Annotated in this window: 16 protein-coding genes and 1 tRNA gene; 5 read left to right on the top strand and 12 right to left on the bottom strand. The window is 36.5% G+C overall.

Annotation, left to right across the window (positions count from 1 at the left end; all coding sequences use genetic code 11):
- Positions 1-53 precede the first annotated feature (53 nt).
- From B2O97_RS19565 to B2O97_RS19520, 10 genes are all read right to left on the bottom strand, one after another.
- Entirely contained in the window at positions 54-899 is an 846-nt protein-coding gene (locus B2O97_RS19565) for a phosphotransferase (protein WP_286768012.1), read from the bottom strand.
- 494 nt (positions 900-1,393) lie between these two features.
- Positions 1,394-2,851, bottom strand: a complete 1,458-nt coding sequence (locus B2O97_RS19560; RefSeq protein WP_147281979.1) for a TolC family protein — start codon at positions 2,849-2,851, stop codon at positions 1,394-1,396.
- 4 nt (positions 2,852-2,855) lie between these two features.
- The gene (locus B2O97_RS19555; protein WP_167450431.1) at positions 2,856-5,888 is read right to left on the bottom strand and encodes an efflux RND transporter permease subunit; all 3,033 of its coding nucleotides are present in this window, start codon (positions 5,886-5,888) and stop codon (positions 2,856-2,858) included.
- A complete protein-coding gene (locus B2O97_RS19550; protein WP_115045959.1) occupies positions 5,885-9,055 on the bottom strand; it encodes an efflux RND transporter permease subunit in 3,171 nt (1,056 codons plus the stop codon). Before B2O97_RS19550 ends, B2O97_RS19555 begins: the two co-directional genes overlap by 4 nt.
- A gap of 23 nt (positions 9,056-9,078) precedes the next feature.
- Positions 9,079-10,179: an efflux RND transporter periplasmic adaptor subunit gene (locus B2O97_RS19545; protein ID WP_115045961.1), complete on the bottom strand. Its 1,101-nt coding sequence runs from the start codon at positions 10,177-10,179 to the stop codon at positions 9,079-9,081.
- A gap of 63 nt (positions 10,180-10,242) precedes the next feature.
- Positions 10,243-11,343, bottom strand: coding sequence for a 6-bladed beta-propeller (locus B2O97_RS19540; protein ID WP_167450432.1), 1,101 nt, complete (start codon positions 11,341-11,343; stop codon positions 10,243-10,245).
- 257 nt (positions 11,344-11,600) lie between these two features.
- Positions 11,601-12,014 (bottom strand): hypothetical protein, encoded by a 414-nt coding sequence (locus B2O97_RS19535; protein ID WP_115045964.1) that lies wholly within the window; start codon positions 12,012-12,014, stop codon positions 11,601-11,603.
- Positions 12,015-12,029: 15 nt separating this feature from the next.
- Positions 12,030-13,334, bottom strand: coding sequence for a hypothetical protein (locus B2O97_RS19530; protein WP_115045966.1), 1,305 nt, complete (start codon positions 13,332-13,334; stop codon positions 12,030-12,032).
- A gap of 23 nt (positions 13,335-13,357) precedes the next feature.
- Entirely contained in the window at positions 13,358-13,765 is a 408-nt protein-coding gene (locus B2O97_RS19525; protein ID WP_115045968.1) for a GtrA family protein, read from the bottom strand.
- A complete protein-coding gene (locus tag B2O97_RS19520; RefSeq protein ID WP_115045969.1) occupies positions 13,758-15,254 on the bottom strand; it encodes a hypothetical protein in 1,497 nt (498 codons plus the stop codon). Before B2O97_RS19520 ends, B2O97_RS19525 begins: the two co-directional genes overlap by 8 nt.
- A 992-nt stretch (positions 15,255-16,246) precedes the next feature.
- Here B2O97_RS19520 and B2O97_RS19515 point away from each other — a divergent pair.
- The 4 genes from B2O97_RS19515 (at position 16,247) to B2O97_RS19500 (ending at position 19,742) form a co-directional block, all read left to right on the top strand.
- The gene (locus tag B2O97_RS19515; RefSeq protein WP_115045971.1) at positions 16,247-16,972 is read left to right on the top strand and encodes a TMF family protein; all 726 of its coding nucleotides are present in this window, start codon (positions 16,247-16,249) and stop codon (positions 16,970-16,972) included.
- A gap of 133 nt (positions 16,973-17,105) precedes the next feature.
- Complete coding sequence (locus B2O97_RS19510; RefSeq protein WP_115045973.1) at positions 17,106-17,378, top strand: helix-turn-helix domain-containing protein; 273 nt, start codon at positions 17,106-17,108, stop codon at positions 17,376-17,378.
- A complete protein-coding gene (locus tag B2O97_RS19505; RefSeq protein ID WP_115045974.1) occupies positions 17,371-17,688 on the top strand; it encodes a hypothetical protein in 318 nt (105 codons plus the stop codon). Before B2O97_RS19510 ends, B2O97_RS19505 begins: the two co-directional genes overlap by 8 nt.
- A 512-nt stretch (positions 17,689-18,200) precedes the next feature.
- Positions 18,201-19,742, top strand: a complete 1,542-nt coding sequence (locus B2O97_RS19500) for a Fic family protein (protein ID WP_070565846.1) — start codon at positions 18,201-18,203, stop codon at positions 19,740-19,742.
- 710 nt (positions 19,743-20,452) lie between these two features.
- Here the strand turns inward: B2O97_RS19500 and B2O97_RS19495 are convergent.
- Both B2O97_RS19495 and B2O97_RS19490 read right to left on the bottom strand, forming a co-directional pair.
- A complete protein-coding gene (locus B2O97_RS19495; protein WP_115049348.1) occupies positions 20,453-21,715 on the bottom strand; it encodes a site-specific integrase in 1,263 nt (420 codons plus the stop codon).
- A gap of 308 nt (positions 21,716-22,023) precedes the next feature.
- Positions 22,024-22,095, bottom strand: a tRNA-Glu gene (locus tag B2O97_RS19490).
- 140 nt (positions 22,096-22,235) lie between these two features.
- Here B2O97_RS19490 and B2O97_RS19485 point away from each other — a divergent pair.
- Positions 22,236-24,752, top strand: coding sequence for a family 20 glycosylhydrolase (locus B2O97_RS19485; protein WP_115045977.1), 2,517 nt, complete (start codon positions 22,236-22,238; stop codon positions 24,750-24,752).
- Positions 24,753-24,909: the final 157 nt, after the last annotated feature.

The following is a 24,909-nucleotide window of genomic DNA, read 5'->3' as shown; positions in this document are numbered from 1 at the left end:
CCGAATTAATATTCCTTAATCTTGCCTTATTTAACCACAGTGACTTCTTTCTTTTAGTAATAGTCCATCCAAGCTTTAATTCTTCCGACAAACATTTTAAGATAGTTTTCTGTCAAAAATATATTGGACCAATCAAATCTTTGCGCCTGTACGCCAAGATAAAAAATAAAAATAGCAGCGCCAGCTTTCGGTATTAACCTGAGCTCTTTTTCAGATAAAGAAATGCTGCTCTGGTATCCTCGTAGGAAGCTTTGAATTTTTAATTCGTACTGCTCTTTATCTGATTCTATGAAAAACAGCTGTTTGCAGAAATATCCAACGTCTAAAATTTGCCATCCATTTCCACAAAAGTCAAAGTCAAAAATGGTAATCTCATGCTCGTCTGTAACAGCCATATTATCATACCAGATATCCATATGTATAATTCCGGTTTTCGTATGATCAAAATCTGAATTTTGAAAATTTCTGCCAAACTCCTTGATGAGTTCCATTTCTGGCAACTTGTCTGAGAAGAATTGTTGTAAATACGCATAAGGTAATTCTATAAGCGACTTCTTATTGTAAGACACACGGTTAATGTTCTTGTTTTCGGTATGGTTATGGATATTTGCCATTAGAGAACCTATCCGAAAGCACGTTTCGATGTCCATAAATCGAATTTTCTCCCCTTGAGCAAAGGAAAAAAGTACAACGTATCTGATTCCTTCAGGCGCATTTATTTCTTGAATGAACCCTCCATCTTTATCTTCAATTGGAAAAGAAACACTTAAATTATTCTTCTTCAATGATTTCAAAAGTTCAAGTTCTTCAATAATTTCGGATTTTGACCGCCAATTATGACTATAAACGCGCAAAACGTATTTCGTTTCGCTGTTGGAAAGAAAATACGTATGGTTCATTCCTGTTCTGAATAAGGAACATTGGTATTTGTCGTCTAGGCCATATCTATTTATCACAAAATCGCCTAATTGTTTGGCAGAAAGAGTAGAAGCTATAACAGGAAATGTTGTCATTTTTTTTCTGGAAGTTCGTATTGGTTTTGTAGATACTCAAAGATAAAAAAAGCTTGCAATATGAATTGCAAGCTTTTTTAAGTTTTTAATCTTTCGATCTGTAGCCCGTAGGGGAATAACACTCTTCGGGCAATAATCTCTTTATCAGTGTTTTACAAACTTTCGTTTTCCCAACTCACTGAATCCCTCACTGGTTTGACATACGTTTTAGCTGCAAGTGCTTAATATAAAAATAAGGTTTTTTTTGCTGTCAAAAATAGAATTTAGATTGTAAAAAATGATTTATCTCTGATCCCGTATTCAAAATAGTTGTGTATCAGACTTGTTTCCAAATTTTTCTTTTAAATACCTTACAGATATTAATTAATTCTTAAACACTACTATTCAAAATACTTCAATGCCTTATTCTCTTTGAAGTCATATAGTGTCAGTTTTCTAATAGTGTAATACAAAATCCAATATTCACGCATCGCTGCTATATAATTACTAGTGGTAACATCTTTTTTTGATTGTGCAACATTCAAATCATTGATAGTTGCCGAACCTTTAAGAAATCTATTTTTCTGTAACTCATAATTTTGTACAGCAATATTTTGCGACTCTTTAGCTATGTCCATCTGCTGTCGATGCAAACTCCATTTAGCGGTATACAAAGTAACTTCATGCTCTAAAGCCAATTTATCTTGCTCCATTTCACTCTCAACCATTGCAAGATTACTCTCGGCTCTTTGTCTTTGGGTCTTGGAATAACCCCAATCCAATATAGGCAATGAAAAACCAACAGCTACTTGTTGCTGGTTTTCAAGCCCCCTTAACAAATGGGTTAATCTAGAAGCTGTGTTGGTAATCCCAAAGTTAGCCTGTACACTAAAACGTAAACCGGTCGATGCTTTGGTTTCATCCACATTCTGTTCCGCTTCAAGGCGTTTCAATCTAAATTGAATTACGTTATGACTATTCTCTTTTGCGAATCTCAGTACGTCATGATATTCGATCGCAAAAAAATCTGCAATTATCCTATCATCGATGTTAATTTTATCGTTCAATAATAAATAACGTGAAAATTGTTGTTGTTCCAGCACAAAATCTAGACTATCCTGTGCGAGCTGTTTTTTGGACTCCAAAGAATTCAACCGGAGCTGCAAGATTTCATTGCGATCTACAGTACCCAAATTGAATCTATCTTGAGTAATGCGATATAAAGTATCTGTATTTGCTAGGTTTTGTCGCGTTAATGTTAGTCGTGCCTTTGCGGCTAACATGTTAAAGAAATATTGGACAGTTGTGCCAGCAATAGTCTCCATATCTGTGAGGAACTGCCGCTTCGCTGCTTCAAGACGGATTGGCTCAATCTTCTTCCGCCATTTGAAAGGGTTATATCCAATATTATCCTGAATATATTGGATAGAAAATGGAGTCGAAGCATATGTTACTTGCCGGTTTGCGCCGAAAACATCTATCCGACTCAAATTAGTACTTGCAGCAATTGTCCCTCCAATAAAACCTAAATTCTGCCGAAGCCCTAAGTTCAAAGAACTGAAAGATTGATTTTGACTAACAAAAATGTCTTCACCTGTAGGAATAGTTACCTTCGATATTGCTCTAGAATAATTGGGGATATTGCCATCTAAATATAAAGAAGGTAAGAACGAAGCCTTAAAATTACGATAAAGCCAGGAACTTGCCTGCATACGGTTTTGGGCTGCCTTAAAGGCATAGGAATTCTCCTGAGCAAGACGAATCGCTTTGTCAAGGCTCAGAATATTATCCTGAGCAAAACATGTAGATAGAATGAGAGGAATAAAAACAATTACTGTATAGATTAATCTCGTTTTCATGGTGTTATATTTCTTTACTTTTATATACTCCCCAATACACAATTGGAACAAAAAACAAACTGACAAATAGTCCGATAATCATACCCCCCATTAGTGCTAAAGCTAATGGTTTTTGCAACTCTGACCCCAAGTCACTCATAAACAATGTGGGGATTAATGCACCTATACTAGTCAAGCTAATCATCACTATCGATCGAAGCCGACGATGTCCTCCCTCAAAAATAGCCTTCATTAAAGGATAGCCCTGACGACGTAATTGATTGATCGAATCAATTTTCAATATTGAATCATTAATAATCAAGCCACTCATTACAATAATACCAATCATTGACATGAGATTCAAACTAGAATTTCCCAGATACAAAAACATCAACGCACCACTAATAGCAATGGGAAGTTCTACTAAAATGAATAATGGTTGGATAAGAGATTCAAATTGGGCGGCTAATATAAAATAAAGAAGTAATATAGAAATCATCAATACAATAGACATTTCTTTTAGAAGCTTTTTATTGTCAAAATAAGCACCATCGTAGACAACTTTCCATTGATCCTTGTATTTGGTCAAAAAACTTTCAATCAGCCGAATATCAAATTCTGGATCTTTTGATTCCACAGGAATAGGATAATATATCCCAGATTTTCCCGCAAAAATTGAACTATAATCAAAACTTTTAGAAAAATTCACTAAAGCGGATAAACGTATGGGAATTCCATAGATGTTTTCGACAAAGTTATCTCTTAATAGTGAAAAAATATGTTCTGGCTTACCTATATTAAGTACAACAGGAATTTGTTTTTGCGAAACTTGGAACTTAGAAATCATTGGGTATTCTACGGCATTTTTAATTTTACTAATTACATCATTAGCTCGTACATTATGAAGTATCAGTGCTGAATAATCAAGTTCTATATCAATTTTTTGGATCTTACTTATAGGATTAATTTGTATACCTGGTAAATGAGAAGCTAATTGATCAACGAGTTTTGAAATTGAATCTAGCGGGGGAAGTTTACTATCTTTGATATTGCTAAGGCGTAAAATAAGTGGTGCATTATCATCAAAAAAAACTTCATCAAATGCATTTTTTGCAGGAGAAATAGATACTAATGCTAATGGATAACGACTACGGATTAAAGTTGTTACTTTATCCGAAATGAAAGTACGGGGATCAGCTCGATGGGTTTTTAAATAAAATCGACTTTGCGAAACTCTCAAATCATCCATTATAGGTAAAAGATACTGCTGTTCTCCACTCCAGATGTTTAAATTTTCTATTCCATCACCTAGCATAGAGGATATCTCTAAACTTCTTTCGCTAACTTCATTAGCATCAATATGTTCATTCCAGTCAATGGTAATTTCGCAGTCATAGCGTGTGATATCAGGCAACCTAGTTTTGTCTAAATATAAGTAAAAAAAAACACCACAGACTCCTATAATGAAAACAACCATACTTACGATGATAGGGAAACGAAAGGACAATTTAAGTAAACGATCATACCAAGCAGTCACATCTAGAAGTATTGGCAGTTCTACATGTGTCTGCTTAATTATTTTTTTTCTATTTAGAAGTACAAACAGGGATGGTAATAATAAAATGGATACAATCAAGGATGACACCACTCCAATAACGATAGATAGTGCCTGATCATAAAACAAAGCTCCAGCTATGCCTCCCAAAAAAATGAGTGGTATAAATACAGCACAATTAGTAAGAACGGAAGTGACTAGTGGTTTTAAAATTTCATTAGTTCCGCCAATTGCGGCATTCTCGACACTTTCACCATCGTTCTGATGGTTCGAAATTGTATCCATAACTACGATCGAGCTGTCAATGATCATTGTTAGCCCCAGAATAAGGCCTCCTAAAGAGATAATATTAATAGAAACATCAAAGATAAAAAAGCCAATTTGACTGATTATCAAAGAAATGGGGACCGTGAAACCTATTAACAAAGCCAGCTTAAGCTTTCTTATAAAAATCAGCATAAAGAAAAAGGCCAAAAATCCACCTAAAAGTAGATCCTGCTGAAGATTTCCAATTGAATAATCAAGAAATTTGGACTGATCTTGGGTAATCTCAAACTCTATTTCTGGATAATCTTTTTTTAGCTCCTTTTGTAATCTATCAAAATTATTTTTTAAATCGTCTACTCTAGCCGCAGGCTGCATTATAATCATTAAATTGATTGCCTGCCTACCATTTGCATGGTAATAACCACGTGTTTCTGATTGTACTAATCTCACATCGGCAAGGTCAGATAGTATAAAAATACGATCGCCAATGAGTATTGGTGTTTGACGGATTGATTTTAGATCCTGTATCCCCTCTTTAAATCTAAGATAATATCTAAAAGCCCCATCCTTGACAAGGATATTTCCTAAATTAACGTTGTTTTCATTAAACGCATTAATAAGTATATCAGTTTTAATACCTAATGACTGAAGATAACCAGCTTTTGGGATCAACTCCACCTGCCCGCCTATGACACCAGTAATGTCCACCATAGCTATCTCCGGAATCTGTTCGAATCTTCTCTTGATGACTTCATTTGCAAAAGTTCCTAGTTCAGCCATACCATGAATTTGCTTTGCATTTTTCTTTGGAAGAATATTGACTCTAAAAATGGGAATATCTGATATACTCATCTTTGCAACAATAGGCCGTGCAAAGTCTCTCGGCATGCTGTGCATCGCCATATCCACTCGCTCATTTACTTGAATAAATGCCATATCAAGGTCTTCACTTCGATCAAAAAGTAGACGAACAATTGCTCTTCCGTCTGTGGTACTGCTTTCAATATTATCAAGCCCCTTAATTTGAACTAATCCTGATCTCAAGGGGGTAGTAATACGTGCTTCAATCTCTTTAGCTGACATACCTTTTGACTCGATCTTAACAATGACACGTGGAATGTCAACATCAGGCAGTAAGGATATAGGCAATTTAAAATAGGCAACAAGCCCTAATAAAAGTAGAGCAAAAAAGCTCGTTAATACCGCTATCGGACGGTAAACCAAAAACTTAATCATACAATGACGTCTTTTGTCACTTTTCTTTTCTCTTTTGCCAATAAGCATATTGGCAAAAACAAATAAACTCCTAACAACGAAAAAATCAATCCTGCAATCGTTCCAGCAGATAAAGAAAACCAAAAACCCTTTTCCTCACCATTTAGCATAAATGGCAGCAAACTTAATAACGCTGCTGATGTTGTCACCAATATTGGCATAGCTTTCGCATTATAAGCTTTTACAAAATTCACTATCATTGAATTATTTTTTCTTTTTCTCAATAAATTAAAATCATTAATTATATAAAGGGCTGCATTTGTAACAATACCCGCAAGCATGAGTAATGCAGCGTACCCCCCTTGATCAAAACGTAACCCCAAATAACTAAAGGCCAGAAAAACTCCAATAAAGGAGAATGGAATCATTATTATCACAGCAATAGGTTGTTTTAGGGACTCCAATAAAATTGCACATATCATATAGATAATAAGAAGAACAATAGGAATCAGCCAAAGACTTTTATCCCCAACTTTGCTGTCTATATTTTGTATCGTATCTTCGATTGTATATCCATACGGAAGAATTGGAGTAATTCCTTTCACAACGCGGCCTGCTATAATCTTGTTAAGTTCGTAATCTCCAATAAATTGATAATTTATATGTAATAAATATTCTTGATTTTCACGGATAATCTGTGATCCAACACGTACTTTTTCTCTCTGGCTGATTCCCCCCATGCGGATAACTGTTGAATCATTTACTTGTAATGGTTCATTCATAATGGACCATACGTCTGCTATTTGGTCCTCTTTATGGTAAGCAGTAACATTGACAGAGGCTCCATCCCTGTATGTTTTGCCAATGTGATCCATATTTTCGGTTCTTTGCATTAAAATACGTGAGAGATTCCAACGAGGTATTTCTTGAAACGTAAGGTATTCTGGTTTATCAATACGAATAACATGTTCAAATGTTGATGATCTCCTAGCTTCTTTTCGCGAACTTATCAGGACATCACTTATTCGTTGATTTCTCAATAAACTATCACGCACTATACTTGCAATACTTTGAAGTTGTTGATAATTATATCCCTTGATCAGAATAGCTGAATCAAACCTATCCATGTTTAGTGAATTATTAAATCCTCTGCCAATACCATACACTATAAAATTGGCCGCCCCTGCTAATACTGATAAACTTTCCAATTCATTCTTCAACCTATACGCAATGGATGAAGGTGATTGTTTTTTAAATAGTATATGAATATGGGCTTCCGATCCGCTGACAATAGAAGTAGTAAAAGTTTCAAGTGAATTTTTATAAAGTGCAACAACTTCTTCAAAGTCCTTACAAATTTCATCCAAATGAGTAATTGTTGCACCTATGGGCAGGTCTATCTTAACATACAGTTGCAACTGGGTTTCAATATCTGTATTGCCAAACTTACTCACGGTTGTGCTATTAGCAACATAATAATTTAAAGCGCCCCCCAAATATTTATTGAGTGGTTCTCTTAATTGCGAATTATAAAAATCACTGCCTAAGGTTGCATTGTACCAAGCCGACAAAATACCTTTATTCTCTGATTTTACTTTTTCAGGTAGAAGAAATAATGGAATTCCAAAGGATAGAATAAAAATTATTACAAAAATCAATCTAAAACGCAACATAAAATATAATTGGCGCTCATATATTGAGGAAAATTTAACAAGTCTTTTTTTTCTTTTTAATATGGATTTGGTCTTTTTTAACCGAATGGGCATCATTGATAAAAGTGCAGGTATAAAAAAATAAGCAATGGGTAAAGATATAAGCAAGTTAATAATAATTGCCAAAGCGAAATCTATTAGATTAAGTTTCATGTTTTCTTCCAAGAAAAAAATAACCGATAGGGCACCAAAGGCAGTTACTGTTGCTGCAAGAATAGCTCTAAAAATGCTATTTCGTCCAGTATGTCTTATGTCCTCAACAATTACTATAACATTATCTGTAATTAGTCCTATAGCTATTGTAATCCCTGCTAAGGAATACAAATGAACATCAATACCTAACAGATAATATCCAATAAAAGATATACTTACGTTTGCTATGATTGACAAAATTACAATAATCATATATCGCAAATTCCAAGTAATCGTTAGAACAAACAGTAAAAGTATGCCTATAGATATCGTAGTCCTTAATAAAATCTTTTCAAGTTCATCTTTGATATGATTTGTGGGATCAAGTTGCAATTCCAAAACATACTCCGAGGGCAACAATTCTTTTATTTGTGTGATATGTTCTTTGATTTCACTTGCAAGTCGAATCGTATTGACATTTGCATCTGCCCAAAAGGTAAAACTGACGAGATCCTGACCATTGATTCTGTAATAGGAATTAACTGAAGGCTGAAGTGTCGTTACAATAGCCACATCTTCTAATCGAAACATCCGACCGCTATGCTTAGCTACAATTGTTTTCCGCAAATCTTCTTCACTAATAATGTTGTTAGAAAGGGAAACAGCAAAAATTCCATCCACAAAAGAAATTACACCTATTTCGTGATTATTAAGAACTTCCTTTAGATTCGTTTGTAACTCGGAAATTGAGACATGCGCAGCCTGCATCTTCCTAGGATTGGAATATATTGCTACTTCGGATGGAGGATCGCCTGAAACATCAAATTTATAAATACCTTTAATATCGGCTATCACTGGCCGTACAAGTTTTTCCACCATCTCAGTAATTTCCCTCTTTGAAGCTGGTCCACGTACGCTATAGCTCAATAGAGCTTGGGTATCATTGCCTTTATGTGGACGATTTAGATAGACATTTGGGAAAGTGGCTCCTTCAGGAAGTTTGGGATAAAGCTGTCTAATAATCATAGCTGCTTCAAAACGAAAAAGTTCAGGATCAGTATATTTATCGAGTTCTATATGAATGACAACTCCCCCCTGTCCTGTACTGGATGTGAGTCTTACAATACCTGTTAAGGTTGAAATCGAAGATTCTATAGGAGTCGTGAGCGACGATTCCATTACTTCTATCGAAGAGTTCTCCAAATGCGTAGTTATAACCAAAGAATTGTAGGTGCTATTTGGAAACATCTGAACTGAAAGAAAGGGAATGGTTATAATACCAACAATTGAGAATAACAAAAAAACAATTAGTATACTGAAGGGTGAAAAAACGTTTTTTACCATTATCTTATGATCTCAAAACTCAATTAATCATTATCTACTTGGATATTCTTACCATGAGCTAGGTTGAAATTTCCTTTAATAATAACTTCGTCACCTTCTTCCAAACCAGAGCTGATTGCAAAATGAGTACTGTTTTCGTGCGCAATTTTTACATAATTCCATTTCGCTTTACCATCTTGATGGGTAAATACAATCTTACGATCTTGTCGATCAAGAACTGCCTCCTTAGGCAAGCTTATAATTTTACTGAAACTTTGTTTTGCAGAAATTTTTACATTCATACCGTCCAATAATATACCATCGTTTTGTATCCGAGCACAAACTGTAACCATCCCAGAGCCATCAACAATAGGGTTTATGCTAGTAACTTGTCCACTATAGGTTTTCCCTATTAAACTAAAAGGCGTAACACTAATACTATTCCCTTTTCTAACGGAGTTCAATTCTTGTTCTAGAACTTTAAACTCAACAATTAAACTTTGGGAGCCAAGTAGGGTACATACTGCATTAGAGTTTGTCAAGTTATGTGCACGCATTTTAAGGTTTGCAATGTACCCTGCAAAAGGAGCCCGGAGTATTAATTTATTTAATTCCAAAATATTCTTTTCAATCATCAAATCCACAGAAGTCAATCCGCTTCTCAAACGTGCAATCCTTTTAATTTCCATATTTAATTTAGAAGTATCCTGTAACCGATATCCTAATCTCAAAAGTTGATCTTCATAGTCTAATTGAGCTTTTTGCTTATCTACGTTTAGTTGAGATGATAACAATTTTCGTTCTGTATCATCCAATTTTGCGATAACCTGCCCCTTTGTGACATATTGTCCTTCAGACACCTCTAGCTCACTAATTACTCCTGAGGTCTCAAAATGAAGGTCACTTTTTTCAAGCGCTAGGAGCTTACCATTAGCTATTAATTCACTTTGGAATATGTTACTATTTACAACTATTGTTGATACCGAAGAAGGTGGCTCTGAAAAATGGCCAATTTGAACTGATTTTTTGTTTTCATTTATAGCATTACTCCTTGTGCAAGAAGTCAAAATACAAGACTTAAAAAAAAGCGAAGCAACGCATATATACCGTAATAAGGATAATAATGACAATTTAATATTAAACATAACTAACAGTGAAAATTACATGTTACATCCATTTATAGAAATTTAATTGTGGTACTAACGGCTTTATTTTTTTAAATCATATAATATGATAACAGGATTATCACCTTCATTAATATTAATCAACATTTCATTTTTTTTGCCAGTATTTTTTTCATATTTTAAATATCTATTTTTTAAATCCAATGAACTAGTGTGACTATAAAATTGTCCCCTGTCTGTCATACCTTTTATAGGCGCTAAAAAGACAAAAGATTTAGCATCGTCGTCATAGAAAACACCCCAATATGTTTCACCTGAATTCCTATTGTAAAACATGAATGCATTTTGTGCTTTGTGCCTAAATGTTGTAATCAACCAGTTAGGTGATTCAATTATAGGCTTATCTATAAAGGCATATGGAGAATTTTGTCCGTCATATTTATTTGAGAAATCATCGTAATTAAGACCACATTCAAAATTTTCGGGTAACGTCATGCCTGGGGCATCAAAAGTGTATTTTGAATAAAAATTATTATTTTTAAATTCATATATATGATAAGAAAACATTGGGTTGTATAAGATGGATTTATTACTAGAGCGATATAGTGCATCACGTGTAAATGTAATTTCACCACACTGGTACGAATCATAAAGATTTCCTCTTGCTAAAGCCTTCCAAGTTTTGTTCACAATTAAAAGTTTATAATTCTCAATAGCTTTATTGTGATGATTTGTTCTAGTATCAGTGTTGACTATATATGTACTATCACTAGCTATAAGAAAGTCATTAAAACGAAAACCAACAGCTGTCTCTTCTAAATATTCTCCTTCTATAGAATAAATTAAAATCTTACTGTTTTTATCATCCAAAACCAGAATTCTATCTTCATGAATAATAAAGTTAATTGGATTAATAAACTCATGTGGCCCTTTACCATATTTTCCAATTTTTCGAATAAACTTACCTGTATTAGAAAAAACCAGGAGTGATTTATTTAAATTATCTAGTATATAAATATGATCTTTATAAATTGACATTTTTTCAATTCCAGAAATTAGAGATTCTCGACTTGTCTCAAGTGAAATATACTTCACACTTTCTACAATATTATTTAGATCTAGAATTCTACTAGATTCATTAAGATTTGATAGCTTTATTTTTGTCGGTGATGAATTATCATCCATTTTAATAAATGAAAGAGAATCTGCTTGAGCGTTTTCGAAACTTTGAAACTTACGATCTGAAGGTTTGTCGGAGCTATAACATGAATTGAGAGTGATAAATAAAAAGAAGAGACATGAATATAAAGTCATGCTCCGATTATAAAGTGCTAGATAGACTGGCATATAAATTTAATGTGTTAATATGTATTTATTAAAATTGTTAAACAATAAATTGATGCTGTCTTAATGACCAGACAGCATCATTTCAACTTTCGTTTTTAAGTTGAAGTCCCTGCCCCTTCACAACCACTAAGGCAGAAATTCCACCCGTCATCGCATCTAGTCATTTTTCCTGTAAATTCAAGCTCACTTGTGGTCTCTACTGCACCAGCAACCCAGCCGTAATAGATTATCCCACCTTTTACCCAGTAAGTAGTAGTTTTCCTATAGGTACAATCCGTGTTAGTATACGCTTTTTTCCAAAGCAAGCCACCCCCGCTTGTACCTGTGCCTTCGCCGCCTGACCCATCTCCACCAGAACTCCCGCCATTGCTATTGGTCTGCGCAGTCAATTGAGTTCCGAGTGAATTATTGTGCATGCCGTAATCAATTAGTGCATACTGCAAATTAAAAAATAGACCTAGGGTTAGCGCGGTGACACCTAATCCCTTTAAAACATTGCTTTTTTTCATTGTTTTTGATTTTGTTTAAAAAATTTGATTATTATTATTAACTGAATTACTCTCTTCTCGATTTTTTAATATTTCTCTCATATCTCTTTTCAATGTATCTGAATTCTTCCATACTCTTACCCTTTGGATAGAATAAACAAAGAGGATGAAACCGTAGACCGACAGTAGAAGGTATTTATATCGTGATTTAAACTTCCATAAACATATTATCAGATACGTTAAACCAAAACAGACAGCAATCAGTGATATATATACGTACCTATCTGCGGTAATCGTGAAACGACCAATAGGTATGATATGTAGCGCAACAGCCAGATGTAGCAAAAAGAAAGAACTCCAAAATATTAAAATCCTATTACGAAAATTGACATATACTAATAGTAACAAAACTCCATTGATTGCTGGGTAAATCCAGAACCTGATAGGTAATTTCTCTCCGATCTGAATAGGAAATGGATAAATATATGATAGTTTAATAGGAATAAGACATTTAGTCAGGTACTCAATGACAGCGTAGTTAGCGAATACTATCCGTTGATAAAAGGGATATTGTGCTTTATGACTTAGTACACCTTCATCGTAAGCCTGCTGGGAAAGCATAGTAACATATCCTAATATAATAGCCAAAACAAAAAAAGGGATTTTTTCAAAATAAACTTGCTTATTTCGAAAATCTCTCTGATAAAGATAATCAATAAGAACTAAGCAGACAGGTAATGTAACGGCCTGCTCTTTAGCGCCGAACGATAATAGAAATAGAACTATAACAAGTACAAAACTTAGCCAGCTTTTATTATTGAGGTAATTCAAATAACTTAAGAGACCTGCTAAATAAAAGAATGCATATATGGCAACTTTTGACGCCGCAATCCACGCAACTGACTCAACAGCAACAGGATGCACAACAAATAGGACTGCAGTTACTAACGAAATAAGATGTGTAGTATCTACGGATAATTTAAGGACAGTCGAAAGTCTTTTAATGAATAAATATACTAGGATGGCATTAAATATGTGAAAAAATACACTACCTGCGTGAAAAGCAAAAGCATTATATCCAAAAATATAGTAAAGTGTGGAATAATATAGTTGATTTACCGGCGCATATTGTCCACGATAAAATTCAGAAATAATCCTATATAAATTAGAATAAGTCACCCCTTCCGCTGTGTAACTATTTATTGCAACCCATTGATCGTCCCATAGGGTCTGGAAATCGTGGCCAAATGCGGTAAAATAGGAACAGATTCCCAAAAAACAAATAAGTAGATAAGCGAACCTATCGGACTGAATAAACTTTATTAAAGCAGCTTTTGACATTTTTAATGATGATTTTATTAATTTTAAATTTCTATTTTATCTTCTTGATCTCTAAAAACCACATATCTATTGATCGAATAATTCCAAATGGATACTATTCCAATGGAAATCAATTTTGACAAATAAAAATTTATCACCATGTAATTATATAAAACAAACAAGCTAGAGAAGCTCAAAACGAATCCTACAAAGGAGACCGCTAGAAAAAAAACAAACTGAGCGGCACTTACCATATCTCTTTCTTTAAAAGTCCAATACTTATTTAGGAGATAATTACTACAGACTGCACATAAAAATCCTATAATATGAGCTATGTAAACATTAAAACCCAAAACCTCTTTAAAAAGTAATGTTAACCCCATGTCTATAAACAATCCAGCCCCTCCAGCTATCGCAAATTTTAGCATTTTAGAAAATTCCGATCTATTCATTTTTTTTTGTTATTGAATGAATGATAAAATAATTTGTATTTAGATCTTCTGATAGTCCAAAGGTATTGATAGCTATACCTGGCTCTGTAGTAAATAGTTCTTTAGTCTTTAGTGAATCCATTTTCAAAGAGGAACTAGTAAGGTTGTCAAACCTACGCATCGCCAATAGGTAAATTGTATCAGATCTTATACAGATATATTTTTCGATATCTCTCCAATGTTCTATTCTTTGGTAGGAAATATTTTTCTCTTTATAAAAATTTTCTTCCAAAATAGGCCAAGGCTCGAATGGATTCCCTGAAGAAGTATGAATAATCTTAACAGGACCTCCTTGAAAATCATCTCTAATTTTCTTGGTTAACCACTTCTGGCGATAACCTACAGGAGTGGAGATCGCATAAGACAAAGCAACAGAATTCAATATAAGTAATACTATTGCTGCGACAACCCCAATAAATTTGACAGCACTTAAATATTTATCTGAAATTAATCGTTTTAGCATCATTAGGCGAGAAAAAGCAAGCATAACGGTAAAAGGAACAAACCATACCAAGGGAAATAGAAAACGTAATTCTTTGTGTGGAATCAATGAATGTATCAGAATAAAAGGTAAGGTGCACCATACAATGGGGGATTTTGGATATCCAATGCATATAACGATATAACTCAGGACAATTAATGAGCCAATTGGTACCAATGGTTGCTCTACCAAATAAGCAGGAATAGTCCACCACGGAGATACTCCATAGTTTGACGAAACATCATCAAGAATATTAACTTTGAAATAATTCCAAAAAGTTACGACACACTCTCCATAAAATAAAAAATCCAAAGCCAGACCGATCTGAATAACTATGAAAATAGGAATAATAACTTCAGCCAACTTCGTTAAAGAATACTTTCGTATAACAATCAGCCAGGCAATAATTCCTATTACCATAATTCCTGTTTGAAACCGACAAAGAAATGAGAGACCGATAAATAATCCTGCTAGATAAAAATTTCGCCTTTTATAACCGTTCTGGGTTAATAAAAAGGATAAACCAAACATAAACAATATTCCGGACCATGTCTCAGAAGAGAATCGCACACTTACAAAAGGAATAAACCAGATAAAAAATGATAAACACGCATATACGAAGTGATTATTTAACGGCAGCATATATTTCGACCGTTTATAAAATACATATATTCCAACAATGGCTAGAAAAGCAGTTACCAAGCGGAGGATAAAAGATAGAATATAAGGGTCGCTAATGCCTAAAATGTTGAAAAAACCAAAAAGGAGATAACAAACCCAAACTTGAAAACTTGGACGTATCATGCTGTGGAACTCCCATGCGAGGTTATTCTTATTATTCCAACCCAATTTTAGACCTGAAAACTCTATAAGTTGGTAATGTTCATCTGCATGATAATACCCAATATTATACCAAGCGGAAATAATATAAACTATGGCTGCAATAATAAGTAATATTGATACTTTCATTGTATTGAATAGGTTATAATCATTAGAAAGGTTCAAATTTAGTGTATGATTAATAAAAATTTATTCAATTATACAATTTTAAAAATAAAAACACAAAATTATACACATAATAAATTTTTGTTCTTAACATCGCGCAAGGATAAAAATCCGCTCCACCTGTCTTATTTCGCGTGAAGCAGGTAAATATCACTTAAAATAAGATTATTGTTTTATTTAGGTAATAATAATCTTATTCAGTCAGAGGCGTCCTAAATAAGTTAAAAAATGGCGGTGGATAAATATAGCAGGGATTAAAAATGTGTACACCCATAATAGGACGATACAGTACTGGATTTTGTTGTGACACTTTACAACGAGGAACGTCCCCACATGAGTCTCGGAAACCTTACTCCTGAGCTAGTTCATGAACAAAATCGAAAACCCGACAGACTATGGAGGAATTATTATCAAAAAAATAGTAACATTGTAAACGCATTTCAGGATTACGACGCAGTTGTAAATCTATTGCAGGACGATCATTAAAAATGTGTAAACCCATAACAGGACGATACAATGGAGCAAGCAGAAGTTGGGCAGAGCCCTACTTTTCTTGCCCCATGCCCTGCAAATGGGGTTTAGAGTATCCTCCGGGGATACTCTATAGCCTCTACAATATCGTAAAGCTCATTTTTGGTATACTGAGTAGTATACTTTAAATCATATTCGATTCCTTAACAATAGGCCAGATAACTATATAAAAATATGAGGAGTTAATAAGAGGACTGCATAAAAAACTCCTGCCTGTCATTGGGAGACTAAAGCAGGAGTTTCATTATAAAAACCTAAATATGAAAAAATTCATTAAAGAAGATGAAACGCCTTGGCGTCCTTTCTCTCTTTAATATACAAAAAAGTTGAAAACCTCAGACAGATTTGCCGAATATAACTTCTTACACTAAACAGGCCATATCCATCTTTTTATTAAGAAAATATTTTTTCGCTAAATTAGAGTTATGGCATTATATTACTTTAATCCCAGAAGAGCTTTCGATTTCGATCCACATCCATTTAAACTGGGAACTATCATGGGGCTTAAAAGGGGCTATGAAGACAATCATTTCCTACTGAAGATATACGGTATGAAAGAGAAATCTTTTGATGATTACTATAGGTACCATCTAAAATATTATCTATCGGCTGGAGACCGAACAGAGAAGGAGTTCTTTTCCCACCTTTGGTACATCGTTTCTACCAGGATAGATTACTTCAATCACCAGAACCCATTTTCCAAGAAACATCCACTTTACGTTTCCAATATCAAAAAGCTGAGCGGATTTCTGGATTTCCTATCACCAAAGGACAGGTGGAATGTTCGCCCAAATGATATTCTTCTCAAGGAAAAAGATGAACTGATCGCAAAACTACAGGAGGAGAATAAAAAGCTATCCGATTTCACGATAATGCGCAAGATCGAAATATACGATGATTATCATACCACAGTGATCGACCTATTTCAACAGATGCAAAAATTAAAGCTTCCTAACGGCGCTCCCTTGTTACGAAAGGATATGCTCAGTCCCTATTATAAAATTGTGTCCAATTATTTTAGCAATAACAAAAAGAAGATCAGTATAGATACTGCTAAAAATTATTTTGTAGGTAAAGATAATTCACAGAAGGAAGTAAAAATTCCAGAAGATCGGCAACTATTCGTCATCGTTCCTAAAAAGAAGGATTGATCCCATCCTGTTTGATCCCTGAACATGACCATCGCGCCGAGTTGGTCATCCAAACTTCATCGCCAGATCCCAACTTTGTAGCAGTGGCCCCGCGTATAACCGGGGTACATATTGTTCACAAAATTGGTATACCATGCTATTAGACATCCTGACAAAAGAAGACCTGTCGCAGTTCAAGAAAGAACTGCTCGAAGAAATCAGACAGATCCTAACAAACGAAAAAACTGACGCCGAAAGGGAATGCTTCCGCAGCCGTGAGGTAAGAAAGAAACTGAAAATATCTCCGGGTACGATACAAAACCTGCGGATCACAGGCACGCTCCCATTCAAGAAAATCGGCGGTAGCATTTATTATCGCGCCAACGATGTGGATAAGATGATGGAAGGAGGAGAAGGTAATGGATAACAATACACAAGACCATGACTTTGAAGTTTACTTTGAGCACATCGCAAAAGATAATAGACTGCTGCCATCACATATCGAACTGGTTATGGCACTTTTTTATTTTCATAAGCAACCCGGCTTTCATGATTTTTTCTATACCAGCCGCAGGAAACTGATGCATTTTTCGCGGATCCGTTCAATCGCTACCTATCATAAATGCCTTTCCGAACTCGTCTTATATGGCTATCTGGAGTACATCCCCTCCTGGCACCCTACCAGGGCCAGCAGATTTAGGTTTATCGCTAACAATAATTCTGACAGCAATGGCTAGATCTAATGAAAACACAAGACGCGTCCGCTTCTCTATGGAAGTGAATCGCAGACTTGAACATCTTTCCCCTAAACTCGGCAGGACAAAACTTCTATTCCTGATAAAGATGTTTAATTATTTCAATAGAATCAAAAAGGATACTGCCGATCTGAACGACGGGGTGCTGAAAAATGAACTTTACAGTGGCGTATACTTTCCTTTCTCCAAAAGCAGGAATCCGGTCTCCCTGAGTTCCTATGTACCCCTTGATAGGAGAGCTAACCGCTCCATAATTAAAATAATTTGTAAAAACAGACAGGTTTATCCGGAAAAATTTGTAGACCAAAGCTTTTTTGAAGAGTTTAGTAGGAAATTTTTGAAAAAAGTAATTATAGCTTTCCGATACAAATCTGAAAAATCTGTATTTTTACTTAAATTAGTTTGAAAAATTCGCATAAATACACTTTGTTAGTTTGAAAAATTTGTGCTGACATGTTGATTACTATAATTAATCTCAAAAGTTTGTAAAGATCATGGACAAGGATATCCCATTACACCTACAGGAGATACTGTTTTCTTCCAGCGATTCCAACATAAGCAGAGCCATTGGCAAGCTTGTCAAAGAAGGAAAACTGAAGAAGATTGCACCGAAGATATATACCCCAAATTTGGAGGAAGCTCCGGAGGCTATCGTGCTTCGGAATAGGTTCAAGATCATCGGGCATCTATATCCAGGTGTTTTGCTCAGTCACCGCTCCGCCCTTGAATTTAAACCTACTGATACTGGTGATATCTTTCTAACTTATTCCTATGATAGAAAGGTCAAACTCCCGGGCCTTACGTTGAACTTAATGCAGGGACAAGGGCCACTCCCAGGAGATTTACTTTTTTCCGATGGACTCTATGTCTCAGGACAGGACCGTGCATTATTGGAGAATCTTCAGGAATCCCGTAAAGTTGGAGGGGAGTCCAAAACATGGACAATTCCTCAGATAGAAGAAAAATTGGATCAGATCGTACGGGTTAAAGGCGAACAGGGACTAAATGAATTGCGGGACCGTGCAAGTGAAATCAGTACCAGGCTGGGTATGGATAGGGAGTTCGATAAGCTGAACCGGATGGTCGGCGCAATGCTGTCGACTAAGCCCTCGGGTATCCTGAAATCCCCGGTGGCCATTGCCCGGGCATTTGGGCATCCGTATGATCCGGCACGGTTGGACCTCTTCGAAAAGCTCTTTGTGGAATTGCAGCAGCGTGAGTTTGCGGATATATATGACGCAAACCAAACAACCAGGGCCTTCCGCAATTTTGCCTTCTACGAAGCCTACTTCTCTAACTTTATCGAGGGTACCCGTTTTGAGGTAGAAGAGGCTCTGAAGATCATTGATAGCGGAAAACCCTTGCCCGCAAGGGGAGAAGATTCTCACGATATACTGGGAACTTACCAAATGGTCAGTAATCGTGAGGAAATGCAGGTTGTCCCCAAGAATTCTGATGAGCTCATTCATATCCTTCGCTATCGGCATAAGACCATGCTAACTGCCAGACCTGACAAAAATCCGGGCGAGTTCAAGGACCGCAACAACCGGGCTGGTGATACTGAATTTGTCGACCATGAGCTTGTTGGAGGTACATTGGTACAGGGGTTTGATTTCTACAGAGCATTAAGGCACCCTTTTGCCAAAGCTGCATTCATGATGTTTATGATCAGCGAGGTACATCCCTTTTTGGATGGAAATGGGAGATTGGCGAGAGTGATGATGAATGCTGAGCTGACCAGCCAGGGACAGACCAAGATCATTATACCAACCGTTTTCCGGGACGATTACCTTGGCGCACTCAGACAATTGACACGCAGGCAGGAACCTGATACCTTTATCCGAATGTTGCAAAGAGCACAGTTGTTCAGCGAAACGATTAAGGGAGAAGATCTCTCCGCTATGCACCATGTGCTTGAAGCGAGTAACGCTTTCAAAGAAGACGACGGGTATATTCTTCGAATTGCTACCCCAGACCGAAAGCCATGGGAACAGGATGACGATGGACAGGACAGGGGTAGTAGTCTCAGACGTTAATTTCTCAAATAAGTCTTGAGAAAATTAGTTGAATAGATGATACAAAATACCACATTTTAGCATTTTGCAAATCCTATTTTGCGCTATCCCCAGATTTGGAAAGAAAGACCGAGTTGCGAAGGTTGTTCTCCCTTTACCCTGCAATGCCCCAATTGAGGCATTGCAGAGTAAAGGCAAGATGGTTTTCGGGGTCCCCGAAAACACAACTTGCGCGTATTAAAACACTTCATTTTTTTGTACTCAGAACGAATCTCAGTTCCAAACAGCGTGATTCGATAGCAGGAGGGCAAGCCTAATAGCATAAAAGCAATATTGCCCAATAGCTTATCTTCCTAGTACCCTATTCGAAAGTTTGTTTATTATGTTCCTTGTTAAGATTCTTTAACTGTTGCTGGCATATCAGATGGGTCTAGAACATCGCTCAGCTGAACAGCATGGATAGCTTCCGTATAGTAATCCACTCGGATAGGGCCCGTCAATTTTCTGGCTGGTAGTGATAATACCTCCTGTAGGATTGATCAGGCTTATCCGGTACTAGGTACAGGCATGTCGGTTCATTGAGCAATTGGCGATAAATAAACTATTATATCTAAATTTCTAAATTCTTACTACAAATATGTAATATGAAAGCGATGTATGAAAACATCGCTTTCTTCCTGAATTAAGCAATATTTCTTCGACTATGATTTGCCTTTATTAGAGTAAGCACCTTAGGTGGCCCATAGCGCTGCGATTTTAGCATGACCTGTTGGCGCAGTTTTATTCTCGATCGTTCTTTCCAGTTTTTCCATGTCTATTGCGACCCTATTGTCCAATAACTTCGCATAATGCTGCGTAGTCTTAATGTCCGTATGTCCAAGCATCTTGGAAACAGTTTCGATAGGTACACTATTTGCCAATGTAACAGAAGTGGCGAACGTATGACGTGATTTGTGAAAAGTGAGTTCTTTTGTTATCTCACACACATCCGCTATTTCTTTAAGATAGCTGTTCATTTTCTGATTGCTGAGAACTGGAAGAACCATATCCTTGGCTATGCACGGCGGATAATCACGATACCTTTCAATGATTTCAAGAGCTTTGGGAAGTAGTGGAATATTTGACGACGTTTCGGTTTTTTCTCTGCTGGTGAAGATCCAGAGTTTTCCATCCACTCCTTCAGAAATATCAATCCATTTTAGTTTCTTTACATCTGCATAGGAAAGTCCAGTGTAACAACAAAAGACAAAGATATCGCGGACATGTGCAAGTCTTGGTATTTTGAAGTTCTTTTCTTCTATCCTCCGAAGTTCCGCATCTGTCAGAAATTCCTTCTCTTTAGCTTTGACCTTGATCTTATAAAAGGCAAATGGATCGTCCGTTATCCATCTGTGCGCGATACATACCTTGATGATCTTGCGAAGGTGCTTCATGTATTTTGCTGCCGACACGGCTGAACAGCCTATCGTGGCACGAAGAAAGAATTCGTAGCCTGTGACAAAAGCATGGTCAATCTTTTTTGTGTCGATATCTGCTAGTCTAAATTCTTTCTCAAGGTATTCACAAACATGCAATAAAGAGGTTTTATATCCTTTGAGTGTATTGGGCTTGAATCCATTGCCGAGCAATGCTTCCATCTGCATATTATGCTCCCTGAAGACATCTAAGAAATTTTTACATTTAGTATCCTTTCCCTGATACTTAAGTTTGATCGATTCCGCTGTGATTTTCTCTGCGGCAGCCGTCATAGCGGTATGGATCGTACTTATTTTAGTTACGAGGGTATCAAGATAGCTGTTCAGGGTCTTGACAGCTTCTGTTGTGCCTTTCACACGGTTGGCTTTAGAATTCCATTTGGACGGATAGCATTCTCGTCCAGTGGAAACTTCTTTTGGGATACCATCTACGGTAATCCGCATGTAGATCGACTTGGGGCCGCTAACATAATTTTTTGGTTTCTTCAGATAGAAAAGCAAGGAATAATTTGTACTCATGACAACATCATTTAAGTGAAACAAACCGAGCCGCCTTTGCGGCGAGCTCTGCATCACCACTGAAAAACAAATTTCAGCGATGCAAAATTAGCCTTGCAACTAAAACAGATCAAGATGTTTGATTTTTAAACATATTGATTATAAGAATGTTATTGTCATTTCAGTGAGTGAGTAAATGAGCGAAAATGACTCACTGAATGACTCACTTTTTTCTTTGGATTTATTATAGGTTTTGTAGATACTGAAAAACAAAAAAGCCTGCAAATGTTTAATTTGCAGGCTTTTGTACGTTTTGACTTTTAGATCTGTAGCCCGTAGGGGAATCGAACCCCTGTTTCAAGAATGAAAATCTTGCGTCCTAACCCCTAGACGAACGGGCCGTTTTCTGTTTCGGTGTGCAAATATAGAAATATTTATAAATCTGTCAAAATTTTTATCTTTTTTTTATTCATTTTTTTTGAAATAGATCATAAAACCCTCTAAAATAGCTATATTTAAAGTCATTGAAAAAGTAACCAACATGACTAATTTAAAAAAAATCAAAAAACCGCTACTCTATGCCGGACTAGGCTTGGCTTTGTTAAGCCAGGAAGCCTATGCTCAGAAATCGAGTGCAATCGCAGATCAACTGCAGCTCACCTGGAAGGTCAAAGACGGAGAGAATATCCGTAAAAATCCGGTTTCTACCCTAATTTTAAAAAACAAGGGGAAAAGTGCTGTTCAACTCAACGACTGGAGCCTTTGGTTTAATTTTATCCGATCTATCGATCCCGATAAGGTCGACAAACGTTTTGCGATAGACCACCGAAACGGGGATCTCTTTCAGGTTAGCTTTAAGAAAAATAACTTTTCATTAAATGCGCAAGATACGATCCACATTGATTTTATCACAACCGGACTGGTCAATTATACGGATGGGCCAATTGGTCTATACCTAAAAAATAATAAAACTGGGCTTGCAACAAATATTTCGGATTATTCTGCTGTTAAAATCGCTCCCCAGTCGGACGCTGAAAAAACAGATTACTTTGCTTATAAATACGATCAAAACAAGCTTGTGGAGGGGACAGCAGCACAACATGTCATTCCTTTACCAAGTAATATCAGCATCAATAATAACGAGAAATTCAATCTATCGACAGGTACAAAACTTTTTGTCGATAAGGATTTTGCGAGCGAATCGGACTTTCTGACAAACTTTTTTTCAGCATATTCAGGTATTAAGCTAACGGCTTCATCTAGCCCTCAGGGTGGCATCGAGATTGTCAAAGCAAATAACTTAAAGCCGGAATCCTATCACTTGACGATTGGTACAAAAGGTATACGAATAGAAGCTTCCGATAAAGCCGGTGCATTTTATGCCATACAATCTTTAAAATCGTTGATCAATCACAATCAATGGAATAAAGCCACAAAATCAATCGCTTTACCATACGGTAACATTGAAGATAGTCCACGTTATGGCTACCGTGGATTTATGCTGGATGCTGCCCGTAATTTCCATAGCAAAGCCGAGGTTTTAAGAATATTGGATCTCATGGCTTCTTACAAGTTGAACAAATTCCATTTCCACTTCATTGACGACGAAGGTTGGCGATTGGAAATTCCTTCGCTACCTGAATTAACGGCTATCGGAGCCAATCGTTCGGCTAATTTTGAGGATGGAAAAGCGATACAGTCTGCTTATGGTTCTGGAGCGACCACCAAATCGCATCAATTCTACAGTGTTGCTGACTATATTGAAATTTTAAAATATGCACAGGCAAGACATATCGATGTCATACCCGAAGTAGAAACTCCTGGTCATGCGCGTGCAGCGATTAAAGCAATGCGGGCGCGTTTTGCCCATTATTCAAAACTTGGCGATAAACAGAAGGCAGAGGAGTTCTTGCTGGACGATGCAGAGGACAAGTCCGTTTACAACTCTGCACAAAACTGGAATGACAATGTCATGAACCCTGCCCTACCTTCAACCTATCACTTCCTGAGCAAGGTGATCGATGAAATCAAAGCAATACATGATCAAGCTGGAGTTCCGTTGAAAATTATCGATCTGGGCGGCGACGAAACGCCAAGTGGTGTTTGGGAGAAATCGCCCAAGGTGTTGGCCTTTATGAAGGAGAATAATATCGCCAATGTACTCGATGTATGGCCACTGTATATTGCCAAAATTAATAGCCTTGTTCAAGAAAAAGGATTGACGATGTCGGGATGGGAAGAAATGGGTATGCGCAATAAAGGAAAAGGCATGGTTGTAAATGCCGATCTGGGAAAATCCGGCATCCATTTGAATGTATGGAACAATCTCCCTGGCCAAGGACAGGAAGACCTCGCTTATCGATTGGCAAATGCTGGTTATAAAGTTGTTTACACGAGTGCGGCAAACAACTACCTCGATATGTCTTGGGACCGTGACTTTGCAGATCCAGGACACAGCTGGGTAGGCACGGTTAATCTGAATAGAACCTATTCGTTCTCTCCTGAAAATTTCTTCATCAATCTACGGAAGGATGATACTGGAAAAGATCTTAAACCAGAGGCTTACACCAATAAAGAACAGCTTACAGCCGAAGGGAAGAAAAATCTCCTTGGTATTAAAGGTGCTTTATGGGCAGAAAAGGTATCCACTGACCAGCGTCTTGAGGAAATGATATTTCCACGATTAATAGCGATTGCCGATCGCGCTTGGGCACCTGAACAGGCCTGGGAAAAAGGGGATTCTTTCGACGAAGCTACTTACCGCAAATCGTATACCGCCTTTATCAAAAAATTAGGTGAGGATGAATTGAGAAAACTGGATAGGGTAAATGGGGGCTATACCTATCGACTTCCAAAAATTGGGATCAAGAAAGAGGGTAACCAGCTTCTTATCAACACCGATTATCCTGGGTTTAAAGTCTATTATAGCGATAATGGAAGTACGCCAACATTGAAATCAAAACTGGTGAGTGGTCCGATACCTTTCCAGAACGGAAAAAAATACTTATTTAAAGTATTTGATGCCAAAGGACGGTCAGGTGATGTGATCAGCTATTAATTCATCGGGATTCATCATGGTGAACGCTATTGGTGTCGATAACGCAAAAAAAAGCTGCCTAAAATAACATCAGTCGATCCAGCGTCCACTAGATGAAAGGATACTTAAGCTGATAAAAGAAAATAGCATAAAAATAGAGGCTGTCTCAAAAAGGCAG

The sequence above is a fragment of the Sphingobacterium sp. UBA865 genome (assembly GCF_002295765.1).
Lineage (GTDB): Bacteria > Bacteroidota > Bacteroidia > Sphingobacteriales > Sphingobacteriaceae > Sphingobacterium > Sphingobacterium multivorum.
Note: the sequence above shows the minus strand (reverse complement) of the source record. Positions and strands in the feature narration are given on the sequence as shown.

Coding starts and splice junctions, on each gene's coding strand:
- B2O97_RS19565 (WP_286768012.1), bottom strand. CDS start 899: ATGAACCATACGTATTTTCTTTCCAACAGCGAAACGAAATACGTTTTG.
- B2O97_RS19560 (WP_147281979.1), bottom strand. CDS start 2,851: ATGAAAACGAGATTAATCTATACAGTAATTGTTTTTATTCCTCTCATT.
- B2O97_RS19555 (WP_167450431.1), bottom strand. CDS start 5,888: ATGATTAAGTTTTTGGTTTACCGTCCGATAGCGGTATTAACGAGCTTT.
- B2O97_RS19550 (WP_115045959.1), bottom strand. CDS start 9,055: ATGGTAAAAAACGTTTTTTCACCCTTCAGTATACTAATTGTTTTTTTG.
- B2O97_RS19545 (WP_115045961.1), bottom strand. CDS start 10,179: ATGTTTAATATTAAATTGTCATTATTATCCTTATTACGGTATATATGC.
- B2O97_RS19540 (WP_167450432.1), bottom strand. CDS start 11,343: ATGGATGATAATTCATCACCGACAAAAATAAAGCTATCAAATCTTAAT.
- B2O97_RS19535 (WP_115045964.1), bottom strand. CDS start 12,014: ATGAAAAAAAGCAATGTTTTAAAGGGATTAGGTGTCACCGCGCTAACC.
- B2O97_RS19530 (WP_115045966.1), bottom strand. CDS start 13,334: ATGTCAAAAGCTGCTTTAATAAAGTTTATTCAGTCCGATAGGTTCGCT.
- B2O97_RS19525 (WP_115045968.1), bottom strand. CDS start 13,765: ATGAATAGATCGGAATTTTCTAAAATGCTAAAATTTGCGATAGCTGGA.
- B2O97_RS19520 (WP_115045969.1), bottom strand. CDS start 15,254: ATGAAAGTATCAATATTACTTATTATTGCAGCCATAGTTTATATTATT.
- B2O97_RS19515 (WP_115045971.1), top strand. CDS start 16,247: ATGGCATTATATTACTTTAATCCCAGAAGAGCTTTCGATTTCGATCCA.
- B2O97_RS19510 (WP_115045973.1), top strand. CDS start 17,106: ATGCTATTAGACATCCTGACAAAAGAAGACCTGTCGCAGTTCAAGAAA.
- B2O97_RS19505 (WP_115045974.1), top strand. CDS start 17,371: ATGGATAACAATACACAAGACCATGACTTTGAAGTTTACTTTGAGCAC.
- B2O97_RS19500 (WP_070565846.1), top strand. CDS start 18,201: ATGGACAAGGATATCCCATTACACCTACAGGAGATACTGTTTTCTTCC.
- B2O97_RS19495 (WP_115049348.1), bottom strand. CDS start 21,715: ATGAGTACAAATTATTCCTTGCTTTTCTATCTGAAGAAACCAAAAAAT.
- B2O97_RS19485 (WP_115045977.1), top strand. CDS start 22,236: ATGACTAATTTAAAAAAAATCAAAAAACCGCTACTCTATGCCGGACTA.